21 protein-coding genes and 1 pseudogene are annotated in these 25,048 nt (G+C 45.2%); 7 read left to right on the top strand and 15 right to left on the bottom strand.

The features are described 5' to 3' along the window. The first annotated feature begins 21 nt into the window (after positions 1 to 21). Positions 22 to 1,581: a glycerol-3-phosphate dehydrogenase gene (glpD, locus tag ACED41_RS09615; RefSeq protein WP_017064021.1), complete on the top strand. Its 1,560-nt coding sequence runs from the start codon at positions 22 to 24 to the stop codon at positions 1,579 to 1,581. A gap of 253 nt (positions 1,582 to 1,834) precedes the next feature. Here glpD and ACED41_RS09610 read toward each other — a convergent pair whose 3' ends face one another. The 5 genes from ACED41_RS09610 to ACED41_RS09590 all read right to left on the bottom strand — a co-directional run bounded on the left by ACED41_RS09610 (position 1,835) and on the right by ACED41_RS09590 (position 7,138). Beyond that, positions 1,835 to 2,731, bottom strand: a complete 897-nt coding sequence (locus tag ACED41_RS09610) for a LysR family transcriptional regulator (protein ID WP_017064022.1) — start codon at positions 2,729 to 2,731, stop codon at positions 1,835 to 1,837. A gap of 192 nt (positions 2,732 to 2,923) precedes the next feature. Then, positions 2,924 to 3,160: a YdcH family protein gene (locus ACED41_RS09605; protein ID WP_065606862.1), complete on the bottom strand. Its 237-nt coding sequence runs from the start codon at positions 3,158 to 3,160 to the stop codon at positions 2,924 to 2,926. Between the two features lie 609 nt (positions 3,161 to 3,769). Next, positions 3,770 to 4,465, bottom strand: a complete 696-nt coding sequence (locus ACED41_RS09600) for an aspartate/glutamate racemase family protein (RefSeq protein WP_065583757.1) — start codon at positions 4,463 to 4,465, stop codon at positions 3,770 to 3,772. A gap of 208 nt (positions 4,466 to 4,673) precedes the next feature. Beyond that, on the bottom strand, positions 4,674 to 5,657 hold the full coding sequence (locus tag ACED41_RS09595) for an HAD family phosphatase (RefSeq protein ID WP_108202399.1): 984 nt from the start codon (positions 5,655 to 5,657) through the stop codon (positions 4,674 to 4,676). Between the two features lie 236 nt (positions 5,658 to 5,893). Further along, entirely contained in the window at positions 5,894 to 7,138 is a 1,245-nt protein-coding gene (locus ACED41_RS09590; RefSeq protein WP_371724872.1) for an NADH:flavin oxidoreductase/NADH oxidase family protein, read from the bottom strand. A 279-nt stretch (positions 7,139 to 7,417) separates the two neighbouring features. Here ACED41_RS09590 and nfsA point away from each other — a divergent pair, with 279 nt between their 5' ends. Continuing rightward, a complete protein-coding gene (nfsA, locus tag ACED41_RS09585) occupies positions 7,418 to 8,140 on the top strand; it encodes an oxygen-insensitive NADPH nitroreductase (protein ID WP_017066969.1) in 723 nt (240 codons plus the stop codon). A gap of 115 nt (positions 8,141 to 8,255) precedes the next feature. Here nfsA and ACED41_RS09580 read toward each other — a convergent pair whose 3' ends face one another. Together ACED41_RS09580 and ACED41_RS09575 are read right to left on the bottom strand one after the other, a co-directional pair. Next, on the bottom strand, positions 8,256 to 9,788 hold the full coding sequence (locus ACED41_RS09580) for a phospholipase D family protein (RefSeq protein ID WP_371724871.1): 1,533 nt from the start codon (positions 9,786 to 9,788) through the stop codon (positions 8,256 to 8,258). Positions 9,789 to 10,232: 444 nt separating this feature from the next. Then, positions 10,233 to 11,114 carry a LysR family transcriptional regulator gene (locus ACED41_RS09575; protein ID WP_017064026.1) on the bottom strand — a complete coding sequence of 294 codons (882 nt, stop codon included), beginning with the start codon at positions 11,112 to 11,114 and terminating at the stop codon, positions 10,233 to 10,235. Between the two features lie 281 nt (positions 11,115 to 11,395). Here ACED41_RS09575 and ACED41_RS09570 point away from each other — a divergent pair, with 281 nt between their 5' ends. Further along, a complete protein-coding gene (locus ACED41_RS09570; protein ID WP_017062388.1) occupies positions 11,396 to 12,583 on the top strand; it encodes an MFS transporter in 1,188 nt (395 codons plus the stop codon). 74 nt (positions 12,584 to 12,657) lie between these two features. On the opposite strand, the gene ACED41_RS09565 is transcribed toward ACED41_RS09570, so the two are convergent. The 5 genes from ACED41_RS09565 to ACED41_RS09545 form a co-directional block, all read right to left on the bottom strand. Continuing rightward, on the bottom strand, positions 12,658 to 13,218 hold the full coding sequence (locus tag ACED41_RS09565) for a sugar O-acetyltransferase (RefSeq protein WP_017064028.1): 561 nt from the start codon (positions 13,216 to 13,218) through the stop codon (positions 12,658 to 12,660). Between the two features lie 202 nt (positions 13,219 to 13,420). Next, positions 13,421 to 14,419 (bottom strand): LacI family DNA-binding transcriptional regulator, encoded by a 999-nt coding sequence (locus tag ACED41_RS09560; RefSeq protein ID WP_371724870.1) that lies wholly within the window; start codon positions 14,417 to 14,419, stop codon positions 13,421 to 13,423. A 99-nt stretch (positions 14,420 to 14,518) separates the two neighbouring features. Then, positions 14,519 to 15,958 (bottom strand): 6-phospho-beta-glucosidase, encoded by a 1,440-nt coding sequence (locus ACED41_RS09555; RefSeq protein WP_371724869.1) that lies wholly within the window; start codon positions 15,956 to 15,958, stop codon positions 14,519 to 14,521. 169 nt (positions 15,959 to 16,127) lie between these two features. Next, positions 16,128 to 16,652, bottom strand: a complete 525-nt coding sequence (locus tag ACED41_RS09550; protein ID WP_029236398.1) for a hypothetical protein — start codon at positions 16,650 to 16,652, stop codon at positions 16,128 to 16,130. 51 nt (positions 16,653 to 16,703) lie between these two features. Beyond that, a complete protein-coding gene (locus ACED41_RS09545) occupies positions 16,704 to 17,093 on the bottom strand; it encodes a VOC family protein (protein ID WP_017064032.1) in 390 nt (129 codons plus the stop codon). A 197-nt stretch (positions 17,094 to 17,290) separates the two neighbouring features. Between ACED41_RS09545 and ACED41_RS09540 the strand changes: the two genes are divergently transcribed. Then, positions 17,291 to 18,190, top strand: coding sequence for a DMT family transporter (locus ACED41_RS09540; protein WP_017059463.1), 900 nt, complete (start codon positions 17,291 to 17,293; stop codon positions 18,188 to 18,190). Here the strand turns inward: ACED41_RS09540 and ACED41_RS09535 are convergent. Next, a complete protein-coding gene (locus tag ACED41_RS09535; protein ID WP_017059462.1) occupies positions 18,187 to 19,089 on the bottom strand; it encodes a LysR family transcriptional regulator in 903 nt (300 codons plus the stop codon). The genes ACED41_RS09540 and ACED41_RS09535 overlap by 4 nt on opposite strands. A gap of 188 nt (positions 19,090 to 19,277) precedes the next feature. Here ACED41_RS09535 and ACED41_RS09530 point away from each other — a divergent pair, with 188 nt between their 5' ends. Beyond that, the gene (locus ACED41_RS09530; protein WP_371724868.1) at positions 19,278 to 21,350 is read left to right on the top strand and encodes an alkyl/aryl-sulfatase; all 2,073 of its coding nucleotides are present in this window, start codon (positions 19,278 to 19,280) and stop codon (positions 21,348 to 21,350) included. Between the two features lie 149 nt (positions 21,351 to 21,499). Here ACED41_RS09530 and ACED41_RS09525 read toward each other — a convergent pair whose 3' ends face one another. Both ACED41_RS09525 and ACED41_RS09520 read right to left on the bottom strand, forming a co-directional pair. Beyond that, entirely contained in the window at positions 21,500 to 21,910 is a 411-nt protein-coding gene (locus ACED41_RS09525) for a LysR family transcriptional regulator (RefSeq protein ID WP_371724867.1), read from the bottom strand. Between the two features lie 9 nt (positions 21,911 to 21,919). After that, positions 21,920 to 23,293 (bottom strand): MATE family efflux transporter, encoded by a 1,374-nt coding sequence (locus ACED41_RS09520; RefSeq protein WP_017064035.1) that lies wholly within the window; start codon positions 23,291 to 23,293, stop codon positions 21,920 to 21,922. A 446-nt stretch (positions 23,294 to 23,739) separates the two neighbouring features. Here ACED41_RS09520 and ACED41_RS09515 point away from each other — a divergent pair. Next, positions 23,740 to 23,898, top strand: a pseudogene (locus tag ACED41_RS09515) (enoyl-CoA hydratase/isomerase family protein); the annotation flags it as partial. A 213-nt stretch (positions 23,899 to 24,111) separates the two neighbouring features. Further along, entirely contained in the window at positions 24,112 to 24,933 is an 822-nt protein-coding gene (locus ACED41_RS09510) for an SDR family NAD(P)-dependent oxidoreductase (protein ID WP_102320416.1), read from the top strand. Positions 24,934 to 25,048: the final 115 nt, after the last annotated feature.

Genomic DNA, 25,048 nt, shown 5'->3' with positions numbered 1-25,048 from the left:
GCTCAGAAAGAGGTCAAAACCATGAGTGCTCAACAAAATAATTCAAACAACAGTACATCTTCCACTTTAGACTTGATCGTGATTGGCGGCGGCATCAATGGTGCAGGCATCGCGGCAGATGCAGCAGGTCGTGGTCTAAACGTTGGCTTATACGAAGCAAATGATTTCGCGTCTGCGACGTCTTCTGCTAGCTCAAAGCTTATCCACGGTGGCCTACGCTACCTTGAACATTACGAATTTCGTTTGGTTTCGGAAGCACTCGCTGAACGTGAAGTCTTGTTAAGAAAAGCGCCTCACGTTGCTCAGCCAATGCGTTTCCGTTTACCTCATCGACCATTTTTACGCCCAGCTTGGATGATTCGCTGTGGCCTATTCCTTTACGATAACTTGGGTAAGCGCACCACTCTTCCTGGAAGTAAGACAGTCAACCTAGCAAAATCAGGGCTACTGAAACCAGAAATGAAGACAGGCTTCGAATACTCAGATTGCTGGGTTGATGATGCTCGTATGGTATTGCTCAACGTGTTGGCAGCAAAAGAAAATAACGCAGAAGTACGTAACTACTGCCGTGTTGAAAAAGCGCACCGCGAAGGTGGTATTTGGCATGTAACGATCCTTGATGTGATGACAAACCAACGCTTTGAACGTAAAGCGAAAGCGCTGGTTAACGCTGCTGGCCCTTGGGTTAAGCAGTTCTTTGATGATGGATTAGAGCAGGCTTCGCCTCGTAATATTCGTCTGATCAAAGGCTCGCACATTGTTGTGCCACGCATTCACGACGAACCACAAGCGTACATTCTGCAAAACAAAGACAATCGCATTGTGTTCATGATCCCTTACCTAGATAAATTCTCGATCATCGGTACTACCGACCTTGAATACAAAGGCGACCCACGCAACGTCGCAATTGATGATGTCGAAGTGGATTACTTGATTGATATTGTTAACCAACACTTTGTTAAACAGCTGGGTCGTGAAGATGTGGTTTGGACATACAGTGGCGTAAGACCGCTTTGTGACGATGAATCTGATTCACCGCAAGCGATCACTCGTGACTACACGCTCGAATTAGACGCAGAACTTGATCAAGCACCACTGCTTTCGATCTTCGGTGGCAAGTTGACCACTTATCGTAAGCTAGGCGAAGCAGCACTTAAGAAGTTAGAACCACACCTAACCAATATGGGTGCGCCTTGGACAGCCAACAACACGCTTCCAGGCGGTAACTTCAGCTGCAGCAGAGAACAGCTCGCTAAGATGATCCACACCAAGTACCCTTGGATATCAGAAGCACTGTTACTACGTTATGTGACTCAATTTGGTACTTACACTTGGAAGCTGCTGGAAGGTGCAACGAGCGAAGCTGATCTTGGTACCCAATTCTCAAGCGAAGCACACGGCGTTTATCAAGCTGAGATCGATTACTTGATCAATGAAGAGATGGCGATGACTGACGAAGACATCTTGTGGCGCAGAACCAAGCTTGGCCTGTACTTAAGTGAAACAGAGCAGCATGCAGTTTCTAGCTACTTAAAAGAGAATCTTGAAAGCACTGTGGTGAACTTTTCTCAAGTCGGTTAGTTCTTCTAGCAAAACCATCCGCTCCTGAATATAAATAATGACAAAGCTTAGCGCTCCCCACGCTAAGCTTTTTTATTGTCTACTATTCCGCTCAGCCTGAGACTTTATTCACACCTCTATTTTCAACAAAAACTAAATAGTGTTTTATTAATCCGGTTGATTATCAACTTCACAAAAGGTTGCTATTCTTTATCTCAACGAAACAACACATTTAAAAACGCTCACCATGTCAGCGCTTTAATAACGTTTGTCTCTATGTTTTCTCCCAATACGGCGGATTACCATAATATTCAGAGAAGTAGTCAATGAAGGCTCTCACCTTTGGTGCAAGTAACCTTGTACTTGGGTACACAGCCCAAATTGCAGGCTCTGATGTTAATGGGTAATCTTCTAATATTTGAACCAGCTGACCGCTTTTCAGTTGTTCATAGGCACACCAATTCGATGTCACCGTGATCCCCATACCACCTGAGGCTGCGTCACGCAGTGCTTCCCCGTTATCTGCCCTGAACGACCCAGATGCCTTAATCGTCTTAGGCCCGCTTTCAGCATTGAAGGTCCAGTTTTCTAAACCAATTAAGCTAATACATTGATGATCGTTAAGATCTCGAGGTGTGGTTGGCTTACCATATTTGATTAAGTAATCAGGCGATGCACACACAATACGCTTGTCTGTCGCAAGTTTTCGGGCAATCAGAGTCGAGTCTTTCAGCTCCGAGATACGAATCGCGATATCAAAGCCACCCTCAACAACATCCACCATCGAATCTGATAGCCTGAGATCGACTTTTAACCCAGAGTAGCGCTCTAAGAATCCAGGTAAGGCAGGAACAAGATGCAAACGTCCAAAAGACGCAGATGCGGTAACTCGCAACGTTCCGGTTGGAGAATCACAACCCACACCGACCGCCGATTTGGCAGCATCCACGCTCGATAACACTTCTTCAGCATGAGGTAAGAATGCTTCCCCCTCTTCGGTTAAAGAGACCTTACGAGTGGTTCGGTGGACCAAGCGAACGCCTAAATTGTCTTCCAGTTTACTGATGTGCGAGCTTGCAACAGCAGGAGACAAACCAAGCTCTTGCCCAGCCATGCTGATGTTATGTGTGGAAGCTAAACGAACAAACAATTTGAGGTGTTCAATATTCATGAGATTACCAATAAAATCTTAAAAATCGTGTACCAGTAACCCTCATTATGCGTCATTAACATAACAATACAACGTATTAACTCAGTTGAATTGTGAAGAAGTGATTGAGCCAAAACGAAAAAAAACTCCCGAAGGAGTTTTTGTCTAAGTCTGTAATTCGCCATTTAGCTAGTCAGCAAAATTGCCAACTCACTAGCCAGTTAAACGAGCATGCAGTGAATCTTTAAGCTCAGAACGATCATGTTTCAATTGGTGCATCGAGCCGTCATCAATGGGTGAATCTTTCAGCTCTAGTTTACGAATCTCTTTATCAAGGTTGTCGTATGTCTTCATATCTTCTGCAAAGCCATCGTCAGTTTTAGCAAGCTCAGCAATTTTGTCTTTCATTTCAGGAAATTCGTGAACAAGAGAGTGATTTTCACCTAGCATAGAAACCTCTTAAGTTGAGTAAAGTGATTGGTAGTACACATTCATTATTTACCTTAGCAAGGGACTCAAATAACAAATGAGATCCAGTACACAGCCTAGAATATAGACAGTTCAGATTCACAAATTTACAACATCCACCTAAAAAAATAAGATGCTTTACATAGAAGAAAGCCTTGTAAGAACACAAGGCTTTATAAGGTAGATCTATATACAAGTAGAGTTAACAATCGTTATCGAAGCAGCTGAAAAATGTTTCTACAAAGAGATTAGCTACTGCACCCGCTTGTATCTACTTTATTCATTTGATCATGTGAAGATGTTTCAGAGCCTGTTGATTGGCATCCTGCCACGAATAACAGCGTTACAGATAAGATAAGCCATTTCATAATAAATCCTCTTTCGGTCATGACTAAAGCATAGTGTTTAAAAGCGCGGATACCTCAGTCATTAACTAAAACCTTACCTACCGATAAGGCCTTGGTTAATGAACAAAGCATCGCTTCTTTAACTAACGACCTGCTTTTGTACAAAAAACTTTCACTTCAACGAATGAAAATCGTACAAGAGCGAAAATAGGACAGCTATGGAACTAAGAATAAGAACTAGAAGTTAGTCACTCGTCGCCAAACGTACAGCCGCTTCTGCATGAATGGCTGTGGTATCAAACAAGGGAACATCAGTGTGTTGCTGCTGAATCAGGAGGGCGATTTCAGTACAGCCCAGAATAACGGCTTCTGCACCTTGTTGGCCTAGCTTCTCAATGATTTGACGGTATACATCTCGAGATTCTTCTTTTACTTGGCCTCGACACAGCTCTTGATAAATGATGTTGTGGACTTTCTCTCGGTCACTCTCATCAGGAATCACCACATCGATACCGAATTTGTTAGTCAGGCGGCCTTTATAGAAATCTTGTTCCATCGTGAAAGCCGTGCCGAGTAATCCGACTTTCTTCACTCCTTGTTCCAGCAACTTCTGCGCTGTGGTATCAGCGATGTGCAAGATAGGAATCGTGATCTTCTCTTCGATCTCAGGAACGACCTTATGCATGGTATTGGTACAGATCAGGATGAAGTCCGCTCCGGCTTTCTCTACCGATAAAGCCGCGTCCGATAAGATATCCGCCGTCTCAGCCCAGCGACCTTGATGTTGAAGCTTTTCTATCTCATCGAAGTTCACGCTGTACATACAAACCTTTGCAGAATTGAGCCCGCCGAGTGTGGCTTTAACGCCCTCGTTGATGGATTTGTAGTAGCTCACTGTCGACTCCCAACTCATACCGCCGAGCAAACCGATCGTTTTCATTTTGCTATTCCTTTAATTTCCGACTAACTCGATTAAACCGTCATGCATTGAAAATTTATAGTACGTTCTTGCTTAAAGCGAACCCATAACACCTTATTCCTTTCAAACGATTGCTTTCAAACCGTTCATTCCCAAAACCTCCGCTCACAAAAAAGGCTCGAATTTAAAATCCGAGCCTTTGAAGTTTTGACCAAGGGTATACTTGGCGTTAGTACACCTCACACCAATCTGATTTCATGTCGATCAGTGTCCAATCCTCTCTGGAATTCGCCTCATCTAGCGCTTTATCAAGCTTGCCAACGTGAGACTCACGATCGTACTGCCACTCGCGCTCAGCATCAGTGTGATGAACAATCATCGCCATTGAGTTGGGTTGGCTCGTAGCCCATTGCATCATCGCTTGGTCACCGTCTGAGTTGCCGACCGCTAGAATAGGTTTCTTGCCGATAATATGCTGAATGTTAGTGACCTTTCCGGCTTTGTCATCAATGGTCAAAATGGACGAGTCTTTAGTAACGGTTGGCTTACCATCGTTGTAGCTGTAGTTGTATTTAAGCGCGCTACCGATGATTTGCTCTGTAGGAATATTATAAGCTTGTGGAGCCCACGCTCTCATGAAATCAACGCCTCCGCCCGACACAATATAAGTCTTAAAGTCATGCTCTTGCAGGTAAGTCAGCATCTCTTTCATTGGCTGATAAGTAAGGTCTGTGTAGGCTTTGTTGAAACGTTTATCTTTTGCTACCGTCAGCCATTGCTCAACGTCTTGCTGGTATTGCTCAACAGTCATACCAGAATGTGTCGCCATGATGATTTTCAATAGCCCTTCTTCACCGCTGCCCAGAACGCTCTCAATATCATCTTCGAGTACAAACTTAAACGGTGCTTCGGTTTTCCATTCAGGGTGATCAGGCGCCATCTCTTTTACACGATCTAGTGCAAAGGCTAATTGGAAGTAATAAGGCTTTTCCGACCAAAGCGTACCGTCGTTATCGAACACGGCAATGCGATCTTCAATTGCCACGAACGTATCAGACTCAGCTTTAGTGGCTTGCCCAACAAAGTCGACGATAGCGGATTTACTCTCGCTGTCCTTCCAAGAAGGCAGCAAGTTGGGATCACAATCTTTAGCAAAAGATGAGAAAGAGAGACTGGATAAGATCGCGACAGATAAGAGGGTTATTTTCTTCATAGCAACTACCATGTTGTTGAATTAATTGTAGGGTTTAATTCAATTCATCCTAGTTGGTCTACTCTGATTTGCCACTTATGAACACTATAACCAATGCTCATGTTGGTATTAGATTAGTACCACAGCTAAGCTGGCTGAGGGTGCTCTGCGATGTATTTATCGAGAACTTAAAAGGAGACAAACAAAAAAGCAGAACTTCAATTCCTCAAAGTTCTGCTTTATCAATCCATGACTGCTTACACTCTGCGCTTTTTGAAAGCGTGCCAGCCAGCGCTGAGAATTGTTTTTACCACCACGCTTAATGCGCTAAGTTTAGGGTCAGCATTCTTGCCAGAGGCAATGCGCCACATTTGATGTTCATACCAAACCAGCCCGACCATCGCCACTTTGTCTAATGCGGGTTTTCCTGTGGTTGGCACCGTTAATGGCATGCCGTGGCTAGGGTTTTCAATTAACTTGTTAGGGAAATCAGGATCAACCGCCATTGTTCGCGCAATACCAATAAAATCGGTCGCCGAGGTGTTTAATGCTTCATTCATTGCTTGCGCGGTTCGAAAACCACCCGTGACCACCAGCGGTGTACTCACGAGTTTTCTCGCCTTAACCATGTAATCCATAAAATACGCTTCACGTTTTACTGTGCTGGACTTGATTGATTCAGCTTTGCTCTTTGAACCCATCATTGATGGACTTTCATAGGTGCCGCCAGAGATCTCAATCAGGTCGATACCGTTATCACTCAGAGTTTGTACAACCTGCATTGACTCTTCTTCAGTGAAGCCACCTTTCATGAAGTCGGCGCTGTTAAGCTTAATTCCGACAGGGAAATCTTCACCGACCTCTTTTCGAATCGCGCGATAAACCTCAAGCACAAAACGAAGTCTGTTTTCGAGTGAGCCACCCCATTTGTCTTGGCGTTGATTATGTCTTGAAGACAAAAACTGACTCACGAGATAACCATGAGCACCGTGGATCTGCACACCGGTAAAACCCGCTTGTTTTGATAGCTTTGCACTCAGCGCAAATTTATCAATGATTGCGATTATTTCCGTCTCAGTCAGAGCTCGTGGCGTATTGAAGCCTTTCTCTAATCCACGCTCTAAAGAGATAGCCGAAGGAGCAACCGGGCTATCACATAAGAATTTAGGGATTTGCTTTCCTGGGTGGTTCAATTGCATCCATATCTGCGAACCATTTTGTGCTCCAGCCTTCGCCCACTCACGAAATACGCTTAAGTCACTTTGTTCATCCAACACAACGTTTTTAGGTTCACCAAGCGCGCCTCTATCGACCATCACGTTACCCGTTATGGATAGACCAATTCCTCCTTGAGCCCAACGCTGATAGAGCGTGACTAAACCTTGCTTAGGGTTATGCTGTTTATCACCTAGCTGTTCACTCATTGCCGATTTGAACAGGCGATTTTTGATCACTTGGCCATTAGGAAGAAAAAAAGGGTCGTTGAGGCAGATTGGATTCATGCGCGTGGTTACTTTCTTGGGTTTATATATTGAGTCCAGTATGCCCTATTTTATCCGACCGTTCTGAGCATTTGGTGCCTATTTCGAAGCAAGTTTCACTCAATAATAAAATGCCAGCGGCATAGCAGCTGGCATTAATCGATTATAAATAGAATCTCAAAAACTGGGCTGACGCTGCTGAAATATGTCAACCAGAAAGGCTCTAATGCCCTTTACGCTCATGGTAATTGTCGTTATTGTGATTCTCTACGCCATCATCACAAGGACTGTCTGAGAGTTATGAACAGCACGATTGAAACTATTCTGGGGCACCGCTCCATTCGTCAATATACAAATCAACCGATTGAAAAAGCACAACTTGATGTGATTATTCAGGCTGGTCTCGCGGCTTCGTCATCGAGCTTACTGCAGGCTGTTTCTATCGTGAGAGTGACAAACAAAGAGAAGCGTAAACTGCTAGCCGAATACGCAGGCAATCAAGCTTACGTGGAGAACGCGGCTGAGTTTTTGGTGTTCTGTATCGACTATCAACGCCACGCTCAAATCAACCCTGAAGTGAAAACCGACTTTACTGAACTGACCCTGATTGGCGCTGTCGATTCTGGCATCATGGCGCAAAACTGCATGTTGGCTGCTGAGTCTCTAGGTTTAGGTGGCGTGTACATTGGCGGGCTGCGTAACAGCGCACAACAAGTCGATGAACTGTTAGAACTACCACAACATACCGCCGTGTTGTTTGGGATGTGCTTAGGTCATCCGGCACAGCAACCAGAGGTCAAGCCTCGCCTTCCAGCTCACGTGGTGATGCACGAAAACCAATACCAACCGCTGAGCCTAGATGACATTGCCAGCTACGATGATTCGATGCAAAGCTACTACGCAAGCCGTTCAAGCAACCAAAAACAGAGCAGTTGGTCACAGCAGATCACGCAAAAGCTGTCTGGCGAATCTCGCCCGCATATCCTGCCTTACTTGAACAGCAAGCAGCTGACCAAGCGTTAAGCCGTTAAGCCGTTAAGCCGTTAAGAGCTTGCAACAAACCACAGCAAACAGCAGTACAAACAAAAATGTCAGCGTAATATACGCTGACATTTTTATTTATCCGGAGGCGGCTAGCTTACAGATATTTCTCAATCGGTAACAACTGTAGGAAGCCTGACTGCATTCGTTCCCATTGACCAGTGTCAGGTTCGCTGTCCCAACGTTGATCGCCTGAATACCAATACACATCACCGTCTTCCAATTCCAAGCGCCAGCTATTATCTTCACTCATTGCTTGCTCAATAGTGTCTGCTAACGTTTCAGCAATCTCTTTATTTTCGATGATCAAAACCGATTCAGTATTGAGGTAGGTAGAGCGCAAGTTGAAGTTAAATGAGCCGATGCTCGCGATGCTGCGGTCGAATACGACTGATTTAGCGTGCAAGCCATAGGCTGTCTCAGGCGCACATTTAGACGCGTCTTGAGTCGATGCTTCACACAACTTAGATTCTGGTTTTAGCTCAAACAGATCGATGCCATGCTCCAACATATCGTAACGTCTGCCCGCATAAGCAGAATGATTAGTCACCAGATCATTAGAGGCCATAGAGTTAGTTAGCGCTTTTATCTCAACGCCCTTATTGTTCAACACTTGCCACTCTTCAAGCTGACCATCATCGAATACAAGGTAAGCCGATTCCAATAAGATCTCTTGTTTCGATTCACTCGCTAACTTACCTAGAAGAATCGCGGTCGCTTTCGGTTCATCGGTATTGTCTGAATCATCAGGAACAGGCTGATCGTAAACAAAACGCGCATTCACCCATGCCATCTCACCAATCACCTCTTTCAGCAAACTATCAGCAGCCTTACGATCTAGTGGCAATTCCGGGTAATTTTGATAATGCGGAACGACAATATTATCTATCTTCGAGAGATCAGGTTGCTCGTCATCACCCAGCATATCGACAGGGTAAGACCAACGGCTGTTCCAGTATTCAACAAAACTGGTTTGGATGGTGTTAACTACCGAGCCCATGACTAATACATCGCGGTCTCGGAAATTGATTTCATCAGAAAGGTCGAAGTATTCATCACCAATATTACGTCCACCCACCACAGACAAAGTACCATCGACGGTAAACGACTTATTGTGCATACGGCGATTTAAACGAGAAAAGTCGCCGACAAAGCTCAGCCATTTACTGAAACCGCGGCGTGTTGGTGTTGGGTTGAAGATACGAATCTCGACGTTCGGGTGTGCATCCAGTGCCGACAGCAACCCTTCACGTTCGTTGAGGTTGATATCATCCAGCATTACGCGAACCTTCACACCGCGCTCGGCCGCTGCTAATAAACGGCTAGCGAGATAGCTGCCCGATTCGTCAGAGTTCCAGATGTAATATTGAATGTCGATGGTGTGCTCGGCACTTTCGACCAGCGCTAATCGCTGTGCCAAGGCATCCCAACCAGACTCTTGCAGACGAACCGCAGTGGTGCCTTGCTCTAAAGCTTCAGGCTGAAATTCATTGGTTAGAACCGATAAAGAACTAGGTGCAGGAGAGGTTGGCGGTTCTGTTGGATGATCGATGCCTTCAGGAAGTGAAGAACACCCACCTAAAACGGCGATTAAGATTAACGTTAAACTGATGCGTTGGAGCACAGGCATGTATCTGACTTCCTTTTCACGATGCGTCTTTAGAAACTTTCCGTACAGCTTTTCAATGAACAAGCTATTCCGATCTATTCATTGATTATTACTGCTAAAGCCTGAAATTTATAGGTAATTATCCAGTATAAATTTAAAGGTCGGTAAATTGGCCTACAGATCACTTAAGTTGAGTGAGCGCCAAACAGTATAAACTCAGCGGCTTTTCGACCATTTCAATGGTGAGTTCAGTTCGGTCTGGGTGATGCTTCACCATTGTTTAGAGATCTAGTTTCACCGCTTGATTTCACACTAACAGGCGTGTCGACTTACTTATATGAGATTGTGCAAACGCATTACTTACGTAAGCGCTAAAGCTGTTGTTCATCTAAGGGGCATGTAAGGATCAACACCGAAAACATTGTTCACGCTACATAACGTTTATCGTCCCTACACAAGCCTTCCCTACAAGCTCAAACGGGGCTGAATAAAGTCGATAAACGCCGAGATACGTTTAGAGACCGATGACGACTTGTAGTAAACCGCATTCACTCGCTCTCGGTCTGTGTTGGCAAGTTTGTCTTGTTCCAGAATAGGGATTAGGCGACCTGCTGCCATATCTTCCTGCACCATAAACCCCGATAAACAAGCAATCCCATTTCCAGCTAAGACTAGTTGACGCACGGTTTCACCATTACTGGCTGTCACAGTAGGCGCGACATCACTTTGGTTTGGTAAAGGCCAATGGTTAAGCACTTTGTTACCCGCAAACCCCACAATTTGATGCGAACTCAAATCTTCAGGTTTGGTGGGCAGCCCACGCTTAGCGAGATAATCAGGTGACGCCACAATATGGAGTAAACTTTTTCCTAACGGGCGAGCGTGCAGTGTTGAATCGGACAACTTACCGATTCGAATCGCAACATCAGTTCTCTTTTCGAGAAGATCAACGAAGCCTTCGTTGGAAGTGAGTTCCAACTCAATGTCTGGGTAAGCCTCTTTGAATGACTGCACCAACGGCACTAGCTGATGGAATACGAATGGACTGGCGGCATCGACTCTTAAACGACCTTTTGGCAACTCTCCGCGCGACACGATTTCTTCTTCCGCGCTCTGAATCATCTGTAATCCCACCCTGACTGAATCGACAAACTGCCGTCCTTCCTCCGTCAATTCCACGCGTCTCGTTGTTCGGTTGAATATTGAGACGCCGAGTTGCGACTCAACCTTACTCACCGAACGAGATACCTTGGCGACCTGCACATCCAGCGCCTCTGCCGCCGCAGAAAAACCACCAGCATCGACAACGGTGAGTACCATTTCTAAATCATCTGAACGGGTTAACATAAGGCTCCTTCGCTATCTTCATTTTGTTTAATGTCATCTCGCTTGTGCTCATCACAGCTCAAATCATCTGTGTCTTTTCGATCTCATCAGCTTAATCCAATGATCGGTTAACTCTCCAATTATTGCAAATAACACAAAGGTTATTTGTTAATAGCGTCATTTATCACAAATATATATTGCTAGATAATCCTCGCCATCAAACGAAGCGCTCCTATTGCAGTCACAAGCTGCCCCATTTTATCGCGCTCGGTATTTAACAAAGAACAGTAAGAGAGATGATTATGCCATTAGCATTACTTGCATTGACGCTCAGCGCCTTTGCCATCGGAACCACAGAATTTGTCATCGTAGGCTTGATTCCTACCATGGCGAGCGACTTGAATGTATCTCTGCCATCGGCAGGCCTATTAGTCAGTTTATACGCGCTTGGCGTTGCCATTGGCGCACCAGTATTAACGGCATTAACCGGCAAATGGAATCGTAAGGCGGTGTTGCTGACCGTGATGGCATTGTTTGTCATTGGTAACTTATTGGCGTGGCAAGCTCCGGGTTATAACACGCTGATCGCCGCACGAATTTTGACTGGCCTTGCCCATGGCGTGTTCTTCTCGATTGGATCGACCATCGCGACAGGTTTGGTTTCAAAAGATAAAGCAGCCAGTGCCATTGCGATCATGTTTACAGGTTTAACGGTTGCATTGGTAACCGGCGTACCACTGGGCACTTATATCGGGCAAACCTTTGGCTGGCAAGCGACCTTCTTGATCGTGGCTCTGCTTGGTCTTATTGCTCTTATCGGTAGCGCTATCTTGGTTCCAAGCAACCTTAAGCAACCACCAGCGGCGAAGATTTCGGCACAACTAAAGGTTCTAACTCAACCACGCTTACTGTTGGTTTACGCTATCACAGCACTAGGTTATGGCGGCACATTCACAGCGTTTACGTTCCTTGCTCCAATACTGGAAAATGTATCAGGATTTGATTCGAGCTCAATCAGCTTAATCATGTTGGTTTACGGTGTGTCAGTGGCGGTCGGTAACATCTGGGGCGGAAAAATGGCCGACAAGATGGGCCCAATTAAAGCACTGACCGTTATCTTCTCTGGTTTAGCCGCAGTACTGGTGGTATTCAACTTTACCGCAGTAAACCCTTACGCAGCTGTTGCTACCATTTTGGTTTGGGGTGCATTCGCATTCGGTAACGTTCCGGGGCTACAAGTGTATGTTGTGAAACTGGCTGAGAAATACACACCAGACGCAGTCGATGTCGCTTCTGGGTTGAACATTGCCGCCTTCAACGTCGGTATTGCATTGGGCTCATGGGGCGGTGGTTTGATTGTCGCGAAATCTGGATTAATGAACACCCCTTGGGTAGGTGCTGTGATCGTTCTGATCGCTCTTGTTCTGACTCGATTCAGTGGTGCGTTAGATAAGAAGCAAGCACAACAAGCTGTTCCATCTAGCATCTAGCATCTAGCATCTAGCAAGAATAGAAAAAATAAAGCCCGAACCTAGGTTCGGGCTTTATCAATTCAATCTGATTATTACTCGTTATCGATCGCTTTCAGCACTTTACATGGATTACCGACTGCAACCACATTGGCTGGGATGTCTTTGGTTACGACACTGCCCGCGCCAATCACGCTGTTTTCGCCAATGGTGACACCGGGGCAGATAATTACACCACCGCCAAGCCAAACATTGTTGCCAACATTAATCGGTGTGCCAAACTCAACGCCTTCTTCTACACGGCCTTTCACATCGAGTGGGTGACCTGCAGTCAGGATTTGAACGTTCGGACCAAGCAGCACATTATCGCCAATAGTCACTTCAGCCACATCCAAAATCACGCAGTTAAAGTTAGCGTAGAAGTTCTTGCCTAGCTTGATGTTCGAGCCGTAGTCACAACGAAATGGAGGTTCTAAATGTGCATTTTCACAGTCCGGAATGAGCTCTTGCGTTGCTGCTTCCCATTCAGATGTGCCAGGAATACTGTTATTGAGTTTTTGAAGCACCTTGCGACATTCGATACGAGCTGCATAAAGCTCTTTATCCCAAGCCTGATAAGGTTCACCTGCTAGCATTTTTTGTTTTTCTGTTTTCACGTTACTTACCTGTTCTCACATCAATTAGCTATTTTCATATTACTTATCTAGCTTCACATTACTTAACTAATGGTGGTCAATTCATCGACCAAAAACGCAATATCGCACATCTAAATAACAGTGAATAAGGAGTGTTTGAGCTTGGTTTAAGAGATGCGCAGCTCGTCACTTTTTGTAGGTAAAATATGAAATTCGAACAGTGCTAATTTAGCTTCGCTATCGAATCACGTAACACCAAACTACCAGTGGTATTGATGGTGGTCGCTTGCTCTGTTTCACCGACAATTTGCAGGATCGCCTTTTGCGTCATTTGCTCTAATGGTACACTCACAGACGTTAAGCTTGGCGTTAAAAACGCCCCCACTTTGCTGTTATCAAAGCCGACGATCGAAACATCTTGAGGCAATGAGTACCCAAGTTCGGTTAACGCCTTAATCGCACCAATCGCCATATCATCGTTTTCAGACAAGATAGCAGTGAATGTGGTTCTGCTTTTTGCCAAAGCCTGAGCCGCGTGATAACCGCTCTCCATCGTCCAATCACCTTGAACAACTTTGGACTCATCTAATGCAATATCCTGCTTAGTTAACACATCTTGATAGGCTTGGTAACGCAACTCATCGGTCGAAGAACCGGCTTTACCACGAATCACAGCAATATCGGTATGACCCTGCTCGATGATGTGTTCAACCATCAAACAAGCGCTCTGATAGTGGTCGGTGGTAATGGCATGATTAGGCTTCGACGGCATTTCCCGGTTGAGTACCAGAATCGGTGTGTCAGTGCTTTCGATGATCTTTGCAATCTCACTTTCGGTTAAGCACTGTGGGTAGATGATGATGCCCGCGCACTTCATATCCAGCAGGAAGTTGATCGCCTTTATTTCGTCTTCAGCGCTGTGTTTGCCATCGGTGATCACCAGTTGGTGATTCGACTTTTCGCTATAAGAAGCCGCGTGATACATCAAGGAAGAAAAGTAAGGGCCATTGAACAACTCATTGGTGATTACAAAGCCGATGAAATTGGTCCTCTTGGTCGCCAATTGCTGAGCCAACAAGTTCGGTCGATAACCTGTTTCTTGAATCGCATCAAATACCTTTTTCACCACATCTGGGCGCACGATGTTCTTGCCATTTAAGACACGAGAAACGGTCGATTTAGATACGCCTGCGCGGTTCGCGACATCAAGCATGGTTACCATTGGCTTCTCTTCCTTTATAAAAAATTAGCCGACATAGGCCGACTAATTCATTGCAAAATGACAGCTCACAGTTCACATAACTGCGCTGGGAAATGCATTCTAAATAGTGGCACCGTTAGATGCAATCACGCCTTTATACCACTCAAACGACTTTTTTCGCTTGCGTTCTAGTGAGCCAGATTGATCGTTATGCTTATCTACGTAAATGAATCCGTAACGTTTTTTCATCTCGCCGGTGGTGAACGACACTAAATCGATACAGCCCCAAGGGGTATAACCCATCAAATCAACACCATCAATCGCAACGGCTTTTTTCATCTCTTTGATGTGGTCGCCAAGGTAAGCGATACGGTAGTCGTCATTAATGCTGCCATCTTCTGCAATGGTATCAACCGCGCCAAAACCGTTCTCAACGATGAACAATGGCACTTCATAACGTTCATACAGAGACGCTAAACAGAAACGCAAACCTGTTGGGTCAATTGGCCAGCCCCAATCGCTAGACTGGATAAACGGGTTATCGACCGAGTTTTCATGACCGCCGTCCATCGCTTCTTCAGTCGATTGGTGAGAAGAAGAATCCAAGGTATTCGACATGTAGTAGCTAAAGCCAAGGTAATCCGCTTTACCTTCTTTCAAGATTTGCTCATCTTCAGGCTGCATTTCAATGTTGAAGCCTTTGATTGCCCAGTCACACTTGGCGTAATTTGGGTAGTGACCACGCACCATCACATCCGAGAAGAAGTAACGATCACGCATCGCTTGCTGTGCCACCATGATGTCTTCTGGCTTTGAAGAACGAGGGTAGAAAGGCACCATCGCACACATTGCACCGATTTGAAGATCTGGGTTAATTTCGTGACCTTTCTTAACCACTAAAGCACTTGCCACAAACTGGTGGTGAACCGCTTGATACATCGCCTCTTGCGGCTTTTCACATTGTGGGAACTTCACGCCAGAGCATAACCAACCGAAGATGTCTGCCGAAGTATTCATCTGGTTATTTATCTCATTGAACGTCATCCAGTACTTCACCTTGTGCTGGTAGCGTTCCATCACCGTAGTTGAGTACTTAACGAAGAAGTCGATCACTTTACGGTTCATCCAACCGCCGTATTCTTTGGCTAAGTGGTAAGGCATTTCAAAATGGCTCAGCGTTACCACAGGCTGAATGTCGTATTTCAACAGCTCATCAAACAAGTCATCGTAAAACGCTAAACCCGCTTCACACGGCTCGGCTTCATCGCCATTTGGGAAAATACGCGTCCAAGCGATACTGGTTCTAAAGCACTTAAAGCCCATCTCAGCGAATAGCTTAATGTCCTCTTTATAGCGATGGTAGAAATCCACTGCGACTTGGTTGGGGTAGTTTTCGCCATCAATCACACCATCGGTAATTCGACGTTGTACACCATGAGCACCCGCTGTTAATACGTCGACGACACTCACACCCTTGCCATTCGCATCCCAGCCGCCTTCTAGTTGATGTGCTGCTACTGCACCGCCCCATAAAAAATCGTTCGAAAATTCGTTGTTCATACCATTACTCACTACAAGTTATTCGTGAAAAAGATCAGAATTTGAGCTGCAATTACAACTCTGAAATCGATTTCAATAAAAGCAAAGATACAGATTGAAACCGGTTTCAGCAACAGTTAAAAGATCTTTTTTGATCGATCTAAAGACTAATCAACAGTCAGCATTACGATCAATGCTGTTCAAAATACTGATCATGCAGTGATTTGCCAGATTGGTCTTGAGTGCCAGGGTAGAACTGAACGAGTGTCTGATCGGCTAGTGTGAGGTGAATCCAACCCTCTTTGACTTTCAGCCAATTGGTACCGTTGGTCTCATAGACGGCAGGAAACTTGCCCCAGCCAGACTCTGATACCTGCAGCTCTTGAAATAGGTTAATCGGGGCTAGCTTATTGCTGTCGAAGTTTGCGTCGGCATAGACAGATAAAGGCTCGATGGCATCGTTTGGCTTAAACGTATAACAGCTCACAGAGGCTGAAGTGCGATCAAACCACTGGTAAGGTTGTGCACCGATTAAATCGTAGACCGTGCAATCATTGAATTGAATCGCCCACTCTTGGTGAGCTTTAAAACCGAGGTAACCTATGGGTTGTGATGGTTCAAGCTTTGAGTCCGCCTCCTGCTCATACACCGGTTCTGAGGTAGCACATCCCATAAGCCCAAGACTAAAAAGGAAAGTCACAGCAAGCTTCATCATTGTCATACCTCAGTTCCGTTAGTAGATGAGTAACTCAATTAAGTCTCTACATTAAACGGTAAGTTCCAAACGATTACCATCCGGATCGAGTACACAGCTCTCATAATAGCCATCGCCTGTTCTTCTTGGGCCATCTAAGCGCTCATAGCCGTCTTCGACCAAGTGTTGAGTCAGTTGATCGACCGCCTGTTCCGAACCTAATGATATCGCCATGTGAATGAAGCCTGTGAACTGGTCATAGATGTCGTCTTTCGATTCAGGGACAGAGTCCATTTCCATAATCTCTAAACGACTTCCCGTATCAAACGAGAGGAAGTATGAAGAAAACCCTTTAGTTGGGTTGTGATATTTTGAGTTCAATGTCGCGCCGAAATAATCTTCATAAAATCGCTTCAGTACTTCGAGTTGTTTGGTCCAAATTGCGATGTGTTCAATCTTCATTTTGTTTGCCTAAGTTTGATGTCTAACACTAGATTACTCATCAAATAAGGAACAATAAACAGAACGAAATTCATCGAAATTGTTCCTGATTAACGGGCTCGATTTTATGTCCATAACTGCACAGTATTGGCATCTATGTTTGTGTAATAGTTATCTTTCCTCCATAGTCAGGTTTTACACAATCTGAGATTCAAACTGTGAGCTTTTTAAAACTGATACTACTTGCGGCTATATGGGGAGGCTCGTTTCTTTTCATGAGAATGGCCGCCAATCCATTAGGGCCCGCAGTCTTAATTGAAGCGCGAGTTCTGTTTGCAGCACTTACTCTGCTTTTAGTTTCTTTCTATTTAAAAAAGAAGCTCTCTTTTCATGATCACGCAAAACACTTCTTCATTCTCGGCCTGTTTAACACCACACTTCCTTTTTTGCTTTTCGCTTATGCCGCGCAGACACTTAACGCCTCGACACTCGCCATCTTGAACTCTACCGCGCCAATATGGGCGGCAATCATTGGTGCAATATGGACCAAAACAGCACTCGAGGCGAAAGTTCTATTGGGACTTGGGATTGGGGTAACAGGAGTTGGCGTGTTAGTCGGTTGGGATGCGATGAACATTGGCCGTGAGGCTATGCTTCCTATCTTTGCAGCAGTGATGGCGGCCTTTAGCTACGGAATAGCGTCAAACTATACCAAACAAGCCCCTAAAGTTGAGGCATTCAACAATGCTCATGGCAGCATGTGGGCTGCGGTATTGCTGGTTTTGCCGTTTGTATTCTTTATTCCGATGAGAGAAACACCCGACGTTACGATCACTACATCGGTTGTCTTATTAGGCGCGGTATGTACTGGGTTAGCGTATCTACTTTACTTCAATCTCGTCTCTGAACTCGGCGCACCTTCAGCCCTGTCCGTGACCTTCATCATTCCGGTATTTGGTATTCTATGGGGTAACTTATTCTTAGATGAAGCAATTGGCATCAATACGATTGTTGGTTCAATTCTGGTTATCACCGGCACCATGTTGGTGACAGGAATGACGCCTTCTAAGATGATAGAGAGCGCCAAACAGAAACGAGCAGCAAGAGCGGCTCGTTAATCAGCCATATATTGCTGAATCTTGTTTCTCAGCCACTGATGAGCAGGGTTCAAATCGGTTCTTTTATGCCAAATCATGTATTGCTGCATAGGTAAGATTTCAAACGGCTGATCAAGGACTTGAAGCTGGAAGGATTCGGAAAATTGATTGGCAAAATCACGCGATGTACTGCCGACACAATCTGAGCCCGATACCAGCACACACATGGTCATCAGCGAGTCACACTCGGCACTCACTTTTCTCTGTTTCAGTGGCGACTTGGTAAAATAATCTGCCGTGTATAAACGGGTTCGACGCATTCTAAAAGTAACATGCTTTTCGTTGTAATATTGCTCTTGCGTCACAGAGCCATTGATTCTCGGATGCCCCTTTCGAGCTATCAGCACCAACTCATCTTCAATCATCGGCTGCTTCATGTAGCCGTTAACTTGCGGGTAATGGATATCAATCGCTAAATCAGCTTGTTGCATGCTCAAGCCTTGCAATAATTCTTCTTCGTTGTTCGGCACCATATTGAATTCAATCGAGATATTGCCCAACGTCTCATCTTGCTCGACGAGAGGTTGAAGCTTGGTTAATCCAATCTCATTCACCAGGATACGAAACACATGATGCTGCTGATTATCAAATGTCTTTAAAGTGCTTACTGCGCTGCTTATCCCTTCTAGAGCAGGCTCTACTCGGTCTGCCAATTGCACCGCAGCGTTAGTCGGAATAATCCCACGCCCTTCACGAATAAACAGGTCGGTATCAAGCTGAGATTGCAATCGCTTCAATGCCCCGCTAACCCCAGGCTGAGTCATACCAAGCGATTCTGATGCAAGCGTGATCGACTTTAATCGATACACTTCTAAGAACACGCTCAATAGATTTAAATCCAACTTTTCCACGTCGCTCACCGTTACTCTCCCTGTCAATGTGGTCTTAATCAATCATAGGTCAGGATTCGCCTTCGTTCCCCAACCATTGCATGACTCAATACATAGCCAATCGTGATGTATTAAATAAAGCTTACTTTATTTTTTGCTATATGTCTTATTCCTATAATCGCCTCAACGAAACAAAATTCTGAAATGAAGAGGCTCTTATGACGACTTCACGCACGTTCAAAAATGCATCACTGTTCCTAGCTATCTCGCTCGCATTCCCTGCAGTTGCAGCTAACCATGACCACGCACACTTCAGCGAAATTGGCGACCAAGGTGGCAAAAGCGCAACCGAGATGACGACTAAGGCAAACCAAGAGTTCGCAAAAACACTTAACTTTGCCGACACTCGCGCTTTCGACAATAACAACAAGGGTCTTATTGCTAGCTTCGACCAAGAGACGGGCGACATCATTCGCAATAGCTTTAACTTTATCGACCCAAGTGTGACGAATGCAGACCAAGCACCAGATTCAGTAAACCCTTCACTGTGGCGCCAAGCGGTATTGAACCAAGCAGCAGAAGGCTTATATGAAGTTGTTCCGGGTAAAGTTTACCAAGTTCGAGGTGCTGACTTAGCGTCTATCTCTTTCATTCGTAGTGACAACGGTTGGATCGCTTACGACGTTCTTCTTACCAAAGAAGCGGCCGCTAAATCACTCAAATTCTTCAAGAGCAATGTGCCTGATGGCGGCGAACTGCCCGTCGTTGCTATGATTTACTCTCACTCGCACGCTGATCACTTTGGTGGCGCAAGAGCAATCAAAGACGCATACCCAGATGTAAAAGTGTACGGTTCGAAAAACATTACTAAAGAGATCGTCGACGAAAACGTATTGGCGGGTAATGCAATGTCTCGTCGTACCGCTTATCAGTATGGTGCAACCCTGAACCGACACGAGCACGGTATTGTTGATGCTGCACTGTCGAAAGGCCTATCAACCGGTAGCATTACTTACGTACTGCCAGACTACGAGCTGAACCATAACGAAGAGATTGAAACTCTGGTTATTGACGGCCTAGAAATGCAATTCATGGATGCTTCAGGTACCGAAGCGGCCTCTGAAATGGTGACGTATATTCCAAGCATGAAAGCACTTTGGACTGGCGAACTGACCTACCAAGGCATGCACAACCTGTACACGCTGCGTGGCGCTAAAGTACGTGACGGCTTGAAATGGTCTAAGAAGATCAACGAGATGTTAATCACTTGGGGTGAAGAAACAGAGGTGTTGTTTGCGTCTCACTCATCGCCAATCTGGGGCGAACAAGAGATCTCTGATTACCTAAAAATGCAGCGTGACGCTTACGGTTTTACTCATAACCAAACGCTTCGCTTAGCCAATAACGGCGTGGTTCTGCAAGACATCGGTGACGAGATTTACAAGGTCATGCCAGACAGCATCCAACAGTCTTGGCACACCAACGGTTACCACGGTACTTACTCTCACAATGCTCGCGCTGTGTACAACATGTATCTTGGTTACTTCGACATGAACCCAGCTAACCTAAACCCACTACCAATCAAGCCAGAGTCAGTGAAGTTTGTTGAGTACATGGGCGGCAGCGACGCTGTGATTGAAAAAGCGCAGCAAGATTTCCAAGAAGGTGAATACCGCTTCATTGCAACAGCACTGAATAAGGTGATTCAAGCTGAGCCAGAGAACAAAGTTGCACGTGGCTTATTGGCAGATACATACGAGCAGTTGGGTTATCAATCAGAAGGTGCAGGTTGGAGAAACATCTACCTAACCGGCGCTCAAGAGCTTCGTATTGGCACACAACCGGGCGCACCGAAAACTGCATCTCCGGATGTGTTAGCGAACATGACGATTGAAAACCTACTCGATTACTTAGCCGTAAAAGTGGATTCGCTAAAAGCACAAGAAACACCATTTACATTGAATATTCAGTTGCCTGATGTAAAAGAGTTCTACTACGTTGAGATGTCTAACGGCAACCTGAACAACATCCAAGTATCAGAGCTGCAAGACGCCGATACAACACTGATCATCAATAAGTCTGACGTGTCTGACATCGTGCTTAAGAAAACAAGCCTTGGAAAACTGTTAGAAGACGGACAAGCAGGCGTGAAAGGTGATAAGACATCACTTAACAAACTGCTGTCTTCACTGACAGAAGCTGACACCTCTTTTGAGATTGTACCGCGTCCAAACAAAGGCGAAGAAGTTGATGCAGAGCTATACCAAGATTCAGCGGTACACGCTCATTAAACGCCAGATACACTAAATAAAAACAACAGCAGTTAGCTAGAAAAACGTTCTATAAAGAACATAAAAACAAGCCCCTACCTTTTGGTCGGGGCTTTCTTATTTGTTATCAATGAGTGCTTCTTGAACGCTACTCTTACTGAAGCTGATAGCTACTCAGCTTGACCGTTTACGTCGCAATCCCAATAAGAAGGTGAACCATAATATTGAACAAAGTAATCGATAAATACGCGCACCTTTGGTGCAAGTAACTGAGCACTCGGGTATACCGCCCAGATAGCCGCCTCATCCTTTAAAGGGTAATCCGGCAACACCTCAACCAGCGAACCTTCCGCGAGCTGCTTGTATGCTATCCAACTCGCGCACATGGCAATGCCCAAGCCATCGACACATACATCCCTTACCGCTTCACCGTGATCGACGCGGATAGCACCTAGGCTCTCTTCGAGTTTTCCGATATGAATACTGGCTACCGGAGGTGACAACCCAAGCTCTTGTCCTGCTTGACCTATATTGTGCGTAGACGCGAGTCGCACAAACAATTTTAGATGTTCAATGTTCATCAATAATGGCTAGCCTGCGCTGAGTACACGCTGCTTATTGGCCGCAGCGGCACGGGGAATAATGTGAGTTTTAATATAGGCATTAAGCTTAAACCATGCAAAAGCGCCCGCTAAAACATTGGCGACTGTCGCAGCAATAACCGCATTGACCATGTCTCCGGTTATCGAGCCGATCCATAAAGCGGGAATGTAGAAAACAAACAAGCGTAGGAAAGAGACATTCAAAGCTTTACGCGGCACACCCAAGGCATTAAAGACCGACGCAACCAACATGCAAAGCCCAAGCGGCCCATAGCTGAACGGTATAAATAACAAGGTCACTTCAAACCAGCTGCGTATGCTTTGTTCTTCCGAGATAACAGGAATAATCCAGCCACTAAACAGCGCCAACAATGTTGCCATCACGGTGTGGAAAACCAATAAGAACTTCGCTGTTGTATTCAATAGCTCAGGGATTTTGCATCGCTGCTGCGCCCCTAGGTAACGACCAATCATAGGCGGGATAGACATCGTCAGAGCAAGAGAAAACACCAGCATAAAACTTTCAACACGGGCGAGTAAGCTCCAAAAAGCCATCTCATCGGTTCCGATTCTCGCAATCAATAGCATTGAGAAGAACGCGCTGACCGCAGGTAATATCTGATTCGCAGTGGTTGGCATTACCGTCTTGAATAACTCAAAACTGTAGCCTTTGATTCGGTTACTGCACGCGCCATTGAAGCCAAACCAACCTTTGCCGCGAGACTTGATTAGCATGTAGATTGCGCCGAAAGCGTAGCCAATGCTCGATGCGATCGCCGCCCCTGCGATGCCCATATCCAATCCAAAGATCAGAATAGGGTCGAGAATTAGGTTAATCACGCTAGCAGCCAAGAACATGCTTCCGGTTGTTTTGGTATCGCCATTGGCACGATAAACGCAGGTGGCCAGATAAAGCACCGCCACCATCAATGCACTGAACAACCACAGTGGCCAGTACACATTAAAAATAGACAGCATGGATTGGTATTGAGCGTCAGAGACATCATTCACAAACGACGCAAAAACAGAATCGCTAAAAACAATCAGCCCTATGCAGATCAAAGCAATCACCAACACTCCAAATCCAACCGACAGCGTCGCAATTGAAGTAGATTTACGTTGTTCTTTTGCCCCTACCGCTTGAGAAATAATGGACGTTGCCGCCACACCGATGCCCACTTGAACCCCGGTAAACGCTGCTTGAAATGGCAAGGTGATACCGTGAACCGCCAATTCATTCACCCCTAGCTGACCAATAAAGATCGAATCGACCAATTGAACCATCATGATCGCAAACACACCCAGCGTCAGTGGCAGCGTTTTCTCAATAATGGTTTTCAAAGTCGCGGATCTCATCTGCATAAGTCGGTTCACTCTTGTCTGTACCTTGGGGCTAATTACCTAGTTGAGCAGTATACGAAGCTAAATGAAAAGGATAAGAGCGCCAGACAAGGAATGAGTTTTTAGATTTCGTTGACAATCGAATTAGCAAGATACCTTCAACGCTAGAACAAGAAGCTAAGATATTGAATAAAATGAAATTACTAAACTCATCAACACTCTTAATAATTCGTTAATAGTGTTTCGTTTAATGGTTAATTGTTGGTTCGAACATTCCTCGTTAGCCTGAATTTAGGTCGCATTCACACTGAATAGGCTGAAATGAAATCTCTCAGAAGGAATATGGAAATGGTATATCAAGGTTATACAACGTTTAAAGCTCAAGCCGAGGATGGAATTCTTACCGTCACTTTTGACTTCGGTACTGTGAATGTTCAAGGGCAAGAGACTTTGATGCTGACGAAGCCGAAGCACTCAAAGCGGAAGCTTATTGGTTGTATCAAGCTACGAGCAAAACCCCTGCGGTTAAGCGCTACCAAATTGCCGATGAGCAAGGCCTAGAGCACGATATGGAAAACCAACGTAGCTGGGAAACTCTGGTTATGAACGTTCAAGACATCAAATAACTCGGTCACTTCTCTTAATTTGGGTCAGTCACAAACTGACCCATTGTCTTACTTAATCGTTAAACGCCAACGGTTAACCACCAAGTGTTAAAATGGTCATTATTTGCCCCATAGACTCACATTTGAGTCTTCAGCTTGTGAGCCAAATGCAACTATGTGTCATTAATCTTTGTTATAACAACGTTGTTCAAACTATTTTTTGAAGGACGGAATATGCAAAAAATAATTCTGATCACAGGTGCCACGGATGGCATTGGTTTAGAGACCGCAAAAGCACTAACGCAGCAAGGGCACCATGTTCTAATTCATGGCCGCAACCCAGCTAAGGTCAATAAAGTCGTGACCGCTCTGTCTCGCCTGTCTAAGAATGCAATCATCGAAAGCTACATCGCAGACCTATCGACGCTCTCTGAAGTTGAGGCGCTCGCAACCCAAATCAAAAGCGATCACAAACGACTCGATATACTCATTAACAACGCAGGTGTGTATAAAGTGTCGGACATCACCACTCCAGACAATCTTGATGTGCGTTTTGTCGTAAACACCATTGCGCCGTATCTACTGACACAAAAGCTGCTTCCTCTTTTTGATGCGACAGGTCGTATCGTCAACCTATCTTCAGCAGCCCAAGCACCCGTAGATCTAGATGCATTAATCAGTCCGAATGCGGGCGAACTTGATGGTCCGGTTTACGCGCAAAGTAAGCTGGCGCTAACGATGTGGTCCATCGAATTAGCCAATACTCTTTTAGACAAAGGCACCGCAATTATCCCTGTAAACCCAGCTTCTTTCCTTGGTAGTAAATTAGTGAAAGATGCTTATGGCGTTGATGGCAACGACCTTGCGATTGGAGCCGATATTCTTTGTCGTGCTGCGCTCAGTGATGAGTTTGCCAACGCTTCTGGTCAATATTTTGATAATGATTCTGGGTTGTTCAAAGACCCGCACGCCGACGCATTAGACAACACTAAGAACCACAAGCTGGTGACAGTGCTTAATCAATTACTCGAAGAAAAGCTGTGCGTTACGCACTGATCATTCATTAGTAAAAAACGACCACTAACACTCCCCCCCCACCACCACACACAATCCAAGCCGCAGTTCTATCTATACAGACAAAGAACTGCGCGCTCTTTCGATTATTAAGATT

The sequence above is a fragment of the Vibrio sp. 1F255 genome (genome assembly GCF_041439145.1).
Classification (GTDB): Bacteria; Pseudomonadota; Gammaproteobacteria; order Enterobacterales; family Vibrionaceae; genus Vibrio; species Vibrio crassostreae_C.
Note: the sequence above shows the minus strand (reverse complement) of the source record. Positions and strands in the feature narration are given on the sequence as shown.

What these genes read in the sequence shown, in the direction of transcription:
- ACED41_RS09525 (WP_371724867.1), bottom strand. Translation starts at nt 21,910, where the DNA reads ATGAACATTGAACATCTAAAATTGTTTGTGCGACTCGCGTCTACGCAC.
- ACED41_RS09575 (WP_017064026.1), bottom strand. Translation starts at nt 11,114, where the DNA reads ATGTTAACCCGTTCAGATGATTTAGAAATGGTACTCACCGTTGTCGAT.
- ACED41_RS09555 (WP_371724869.1), bottom strand. Translation starts at nt 15,958, where the DNA reads ATGAACAACGAATTTTCGAACGATTTTTTATGGGGCGGTGCAGTAGCA.
- ACED41_RS09570 (WP_017062388.1), top strand. Translation starts at nt 11,396, where the DNA reads ATGCCATTAGCATTACTTGCATTGACGCTCAGCGCCTTTGCCATCGGA.
- ACED41_RS09595 (WP_108202399.1), bottom strand. Translation starts at nt 5,657, where the DNA reads ATGAAGAAAATAACCCTCTTATCTGTCGCGATCTTATCCAGTCTCTCT.
- ACED41_RS09550 (WP_029236398.1), bottom strand. Translation starts at nt 16,652, where the DNA reads ATGATGAAGCTTGCTGTGACTTTCCTTTTTAGTCTTGGGCTTATGGGA.
- ACED41_RS09520 (WP_017064035.1), bottom strand. Translation starts at nt 23,293, where the DNA reads ATGCAGATGAGATCCGCGACTTTGAAAACCATTATTGAGAAAACGCTG.
- ACED41_RS09580 (WP_371724871.1), bottom strand. Translation starts at nt 9,788, where the DNA reads ATGCCTGTGCTCCAACGCATCAGTTTAACGTTAATCTTAATCGCCGTT.
- ACED41_RS09610 (WP_017064022.1), bottom strand. Translation starts at nt 2,731, where the DNA reads ATGAATATTGAACACCTCAAATTGTTTGTTCGTTTAGCTTCCACACAT.
- ACED41_RS09590 (WP_371724872.1), bottom strand. Translation starts at nt 7,138, where the DNA reads ATGAATCCAATCTGCCTCAACGACCCTTTTTTTCTTCCTAATGGCCAA.
- ACED41_RS09510 (WP_102320416.1), top strand. Translation starts at nt 24,112, where the DNA reads ATGCAAAAAATAATTCTGATCACAGGTGCCACGGATGGCATTGGTTTA.
- nfsA (WP_017066969.1), top strand. Translation starts at nt 7,418, where the DNA reads ATGAACAGCACGATTGAAACTATTCTGGGGCACCGCTCCATTCGTCAA.
- ACED41_RS09605 (WP_065606862.1), bottom strand. Translation starts at nt 3,160, where the DNA reads ATGCTAGGTGAAAATCACTCTCTTGTTCACGAATTTCCTGAAATGAAA.
- ACED41_RS09545 (WP_017064032.1), bottom strand. Translation starts at nt 17,093, where the DNA reads ATGAAGATTGAACACATCGCAATTTGGACCAAACAACTCGAAGTACTG.
- ACED41_RS09530 (WP_371724868.1), top strand. Translation starts at nt 19,278, where the DNA reads ATGACGACTTCACGCACGTTCAAAAATGCATCACTGTTCCTAGCTATC.
- ACED41_RS09600 (WP_065583757.1), bottom strand. Translation starts at nt 4,465, where the DNA reads ATGAAAACGATCGGTTTGCTCGGCGGTATGAGTTGGGAGTCGACAGTG.
- glpD (WP_017064021.1), top strand. Translation starts at nt 22, where the DNA reads ATGAGTGCTCAACAAAATAATTCAAACAACAGTACATCTTCCACTTTA.
- ACED41_RS09560 (WP_371724870.1), bottom strand. Translation starts at nt 14,419, where the DNA reads ATGGTAACCATGCTTGATGTCGCGAACCGCGCAGGCGTATCTAAATCG.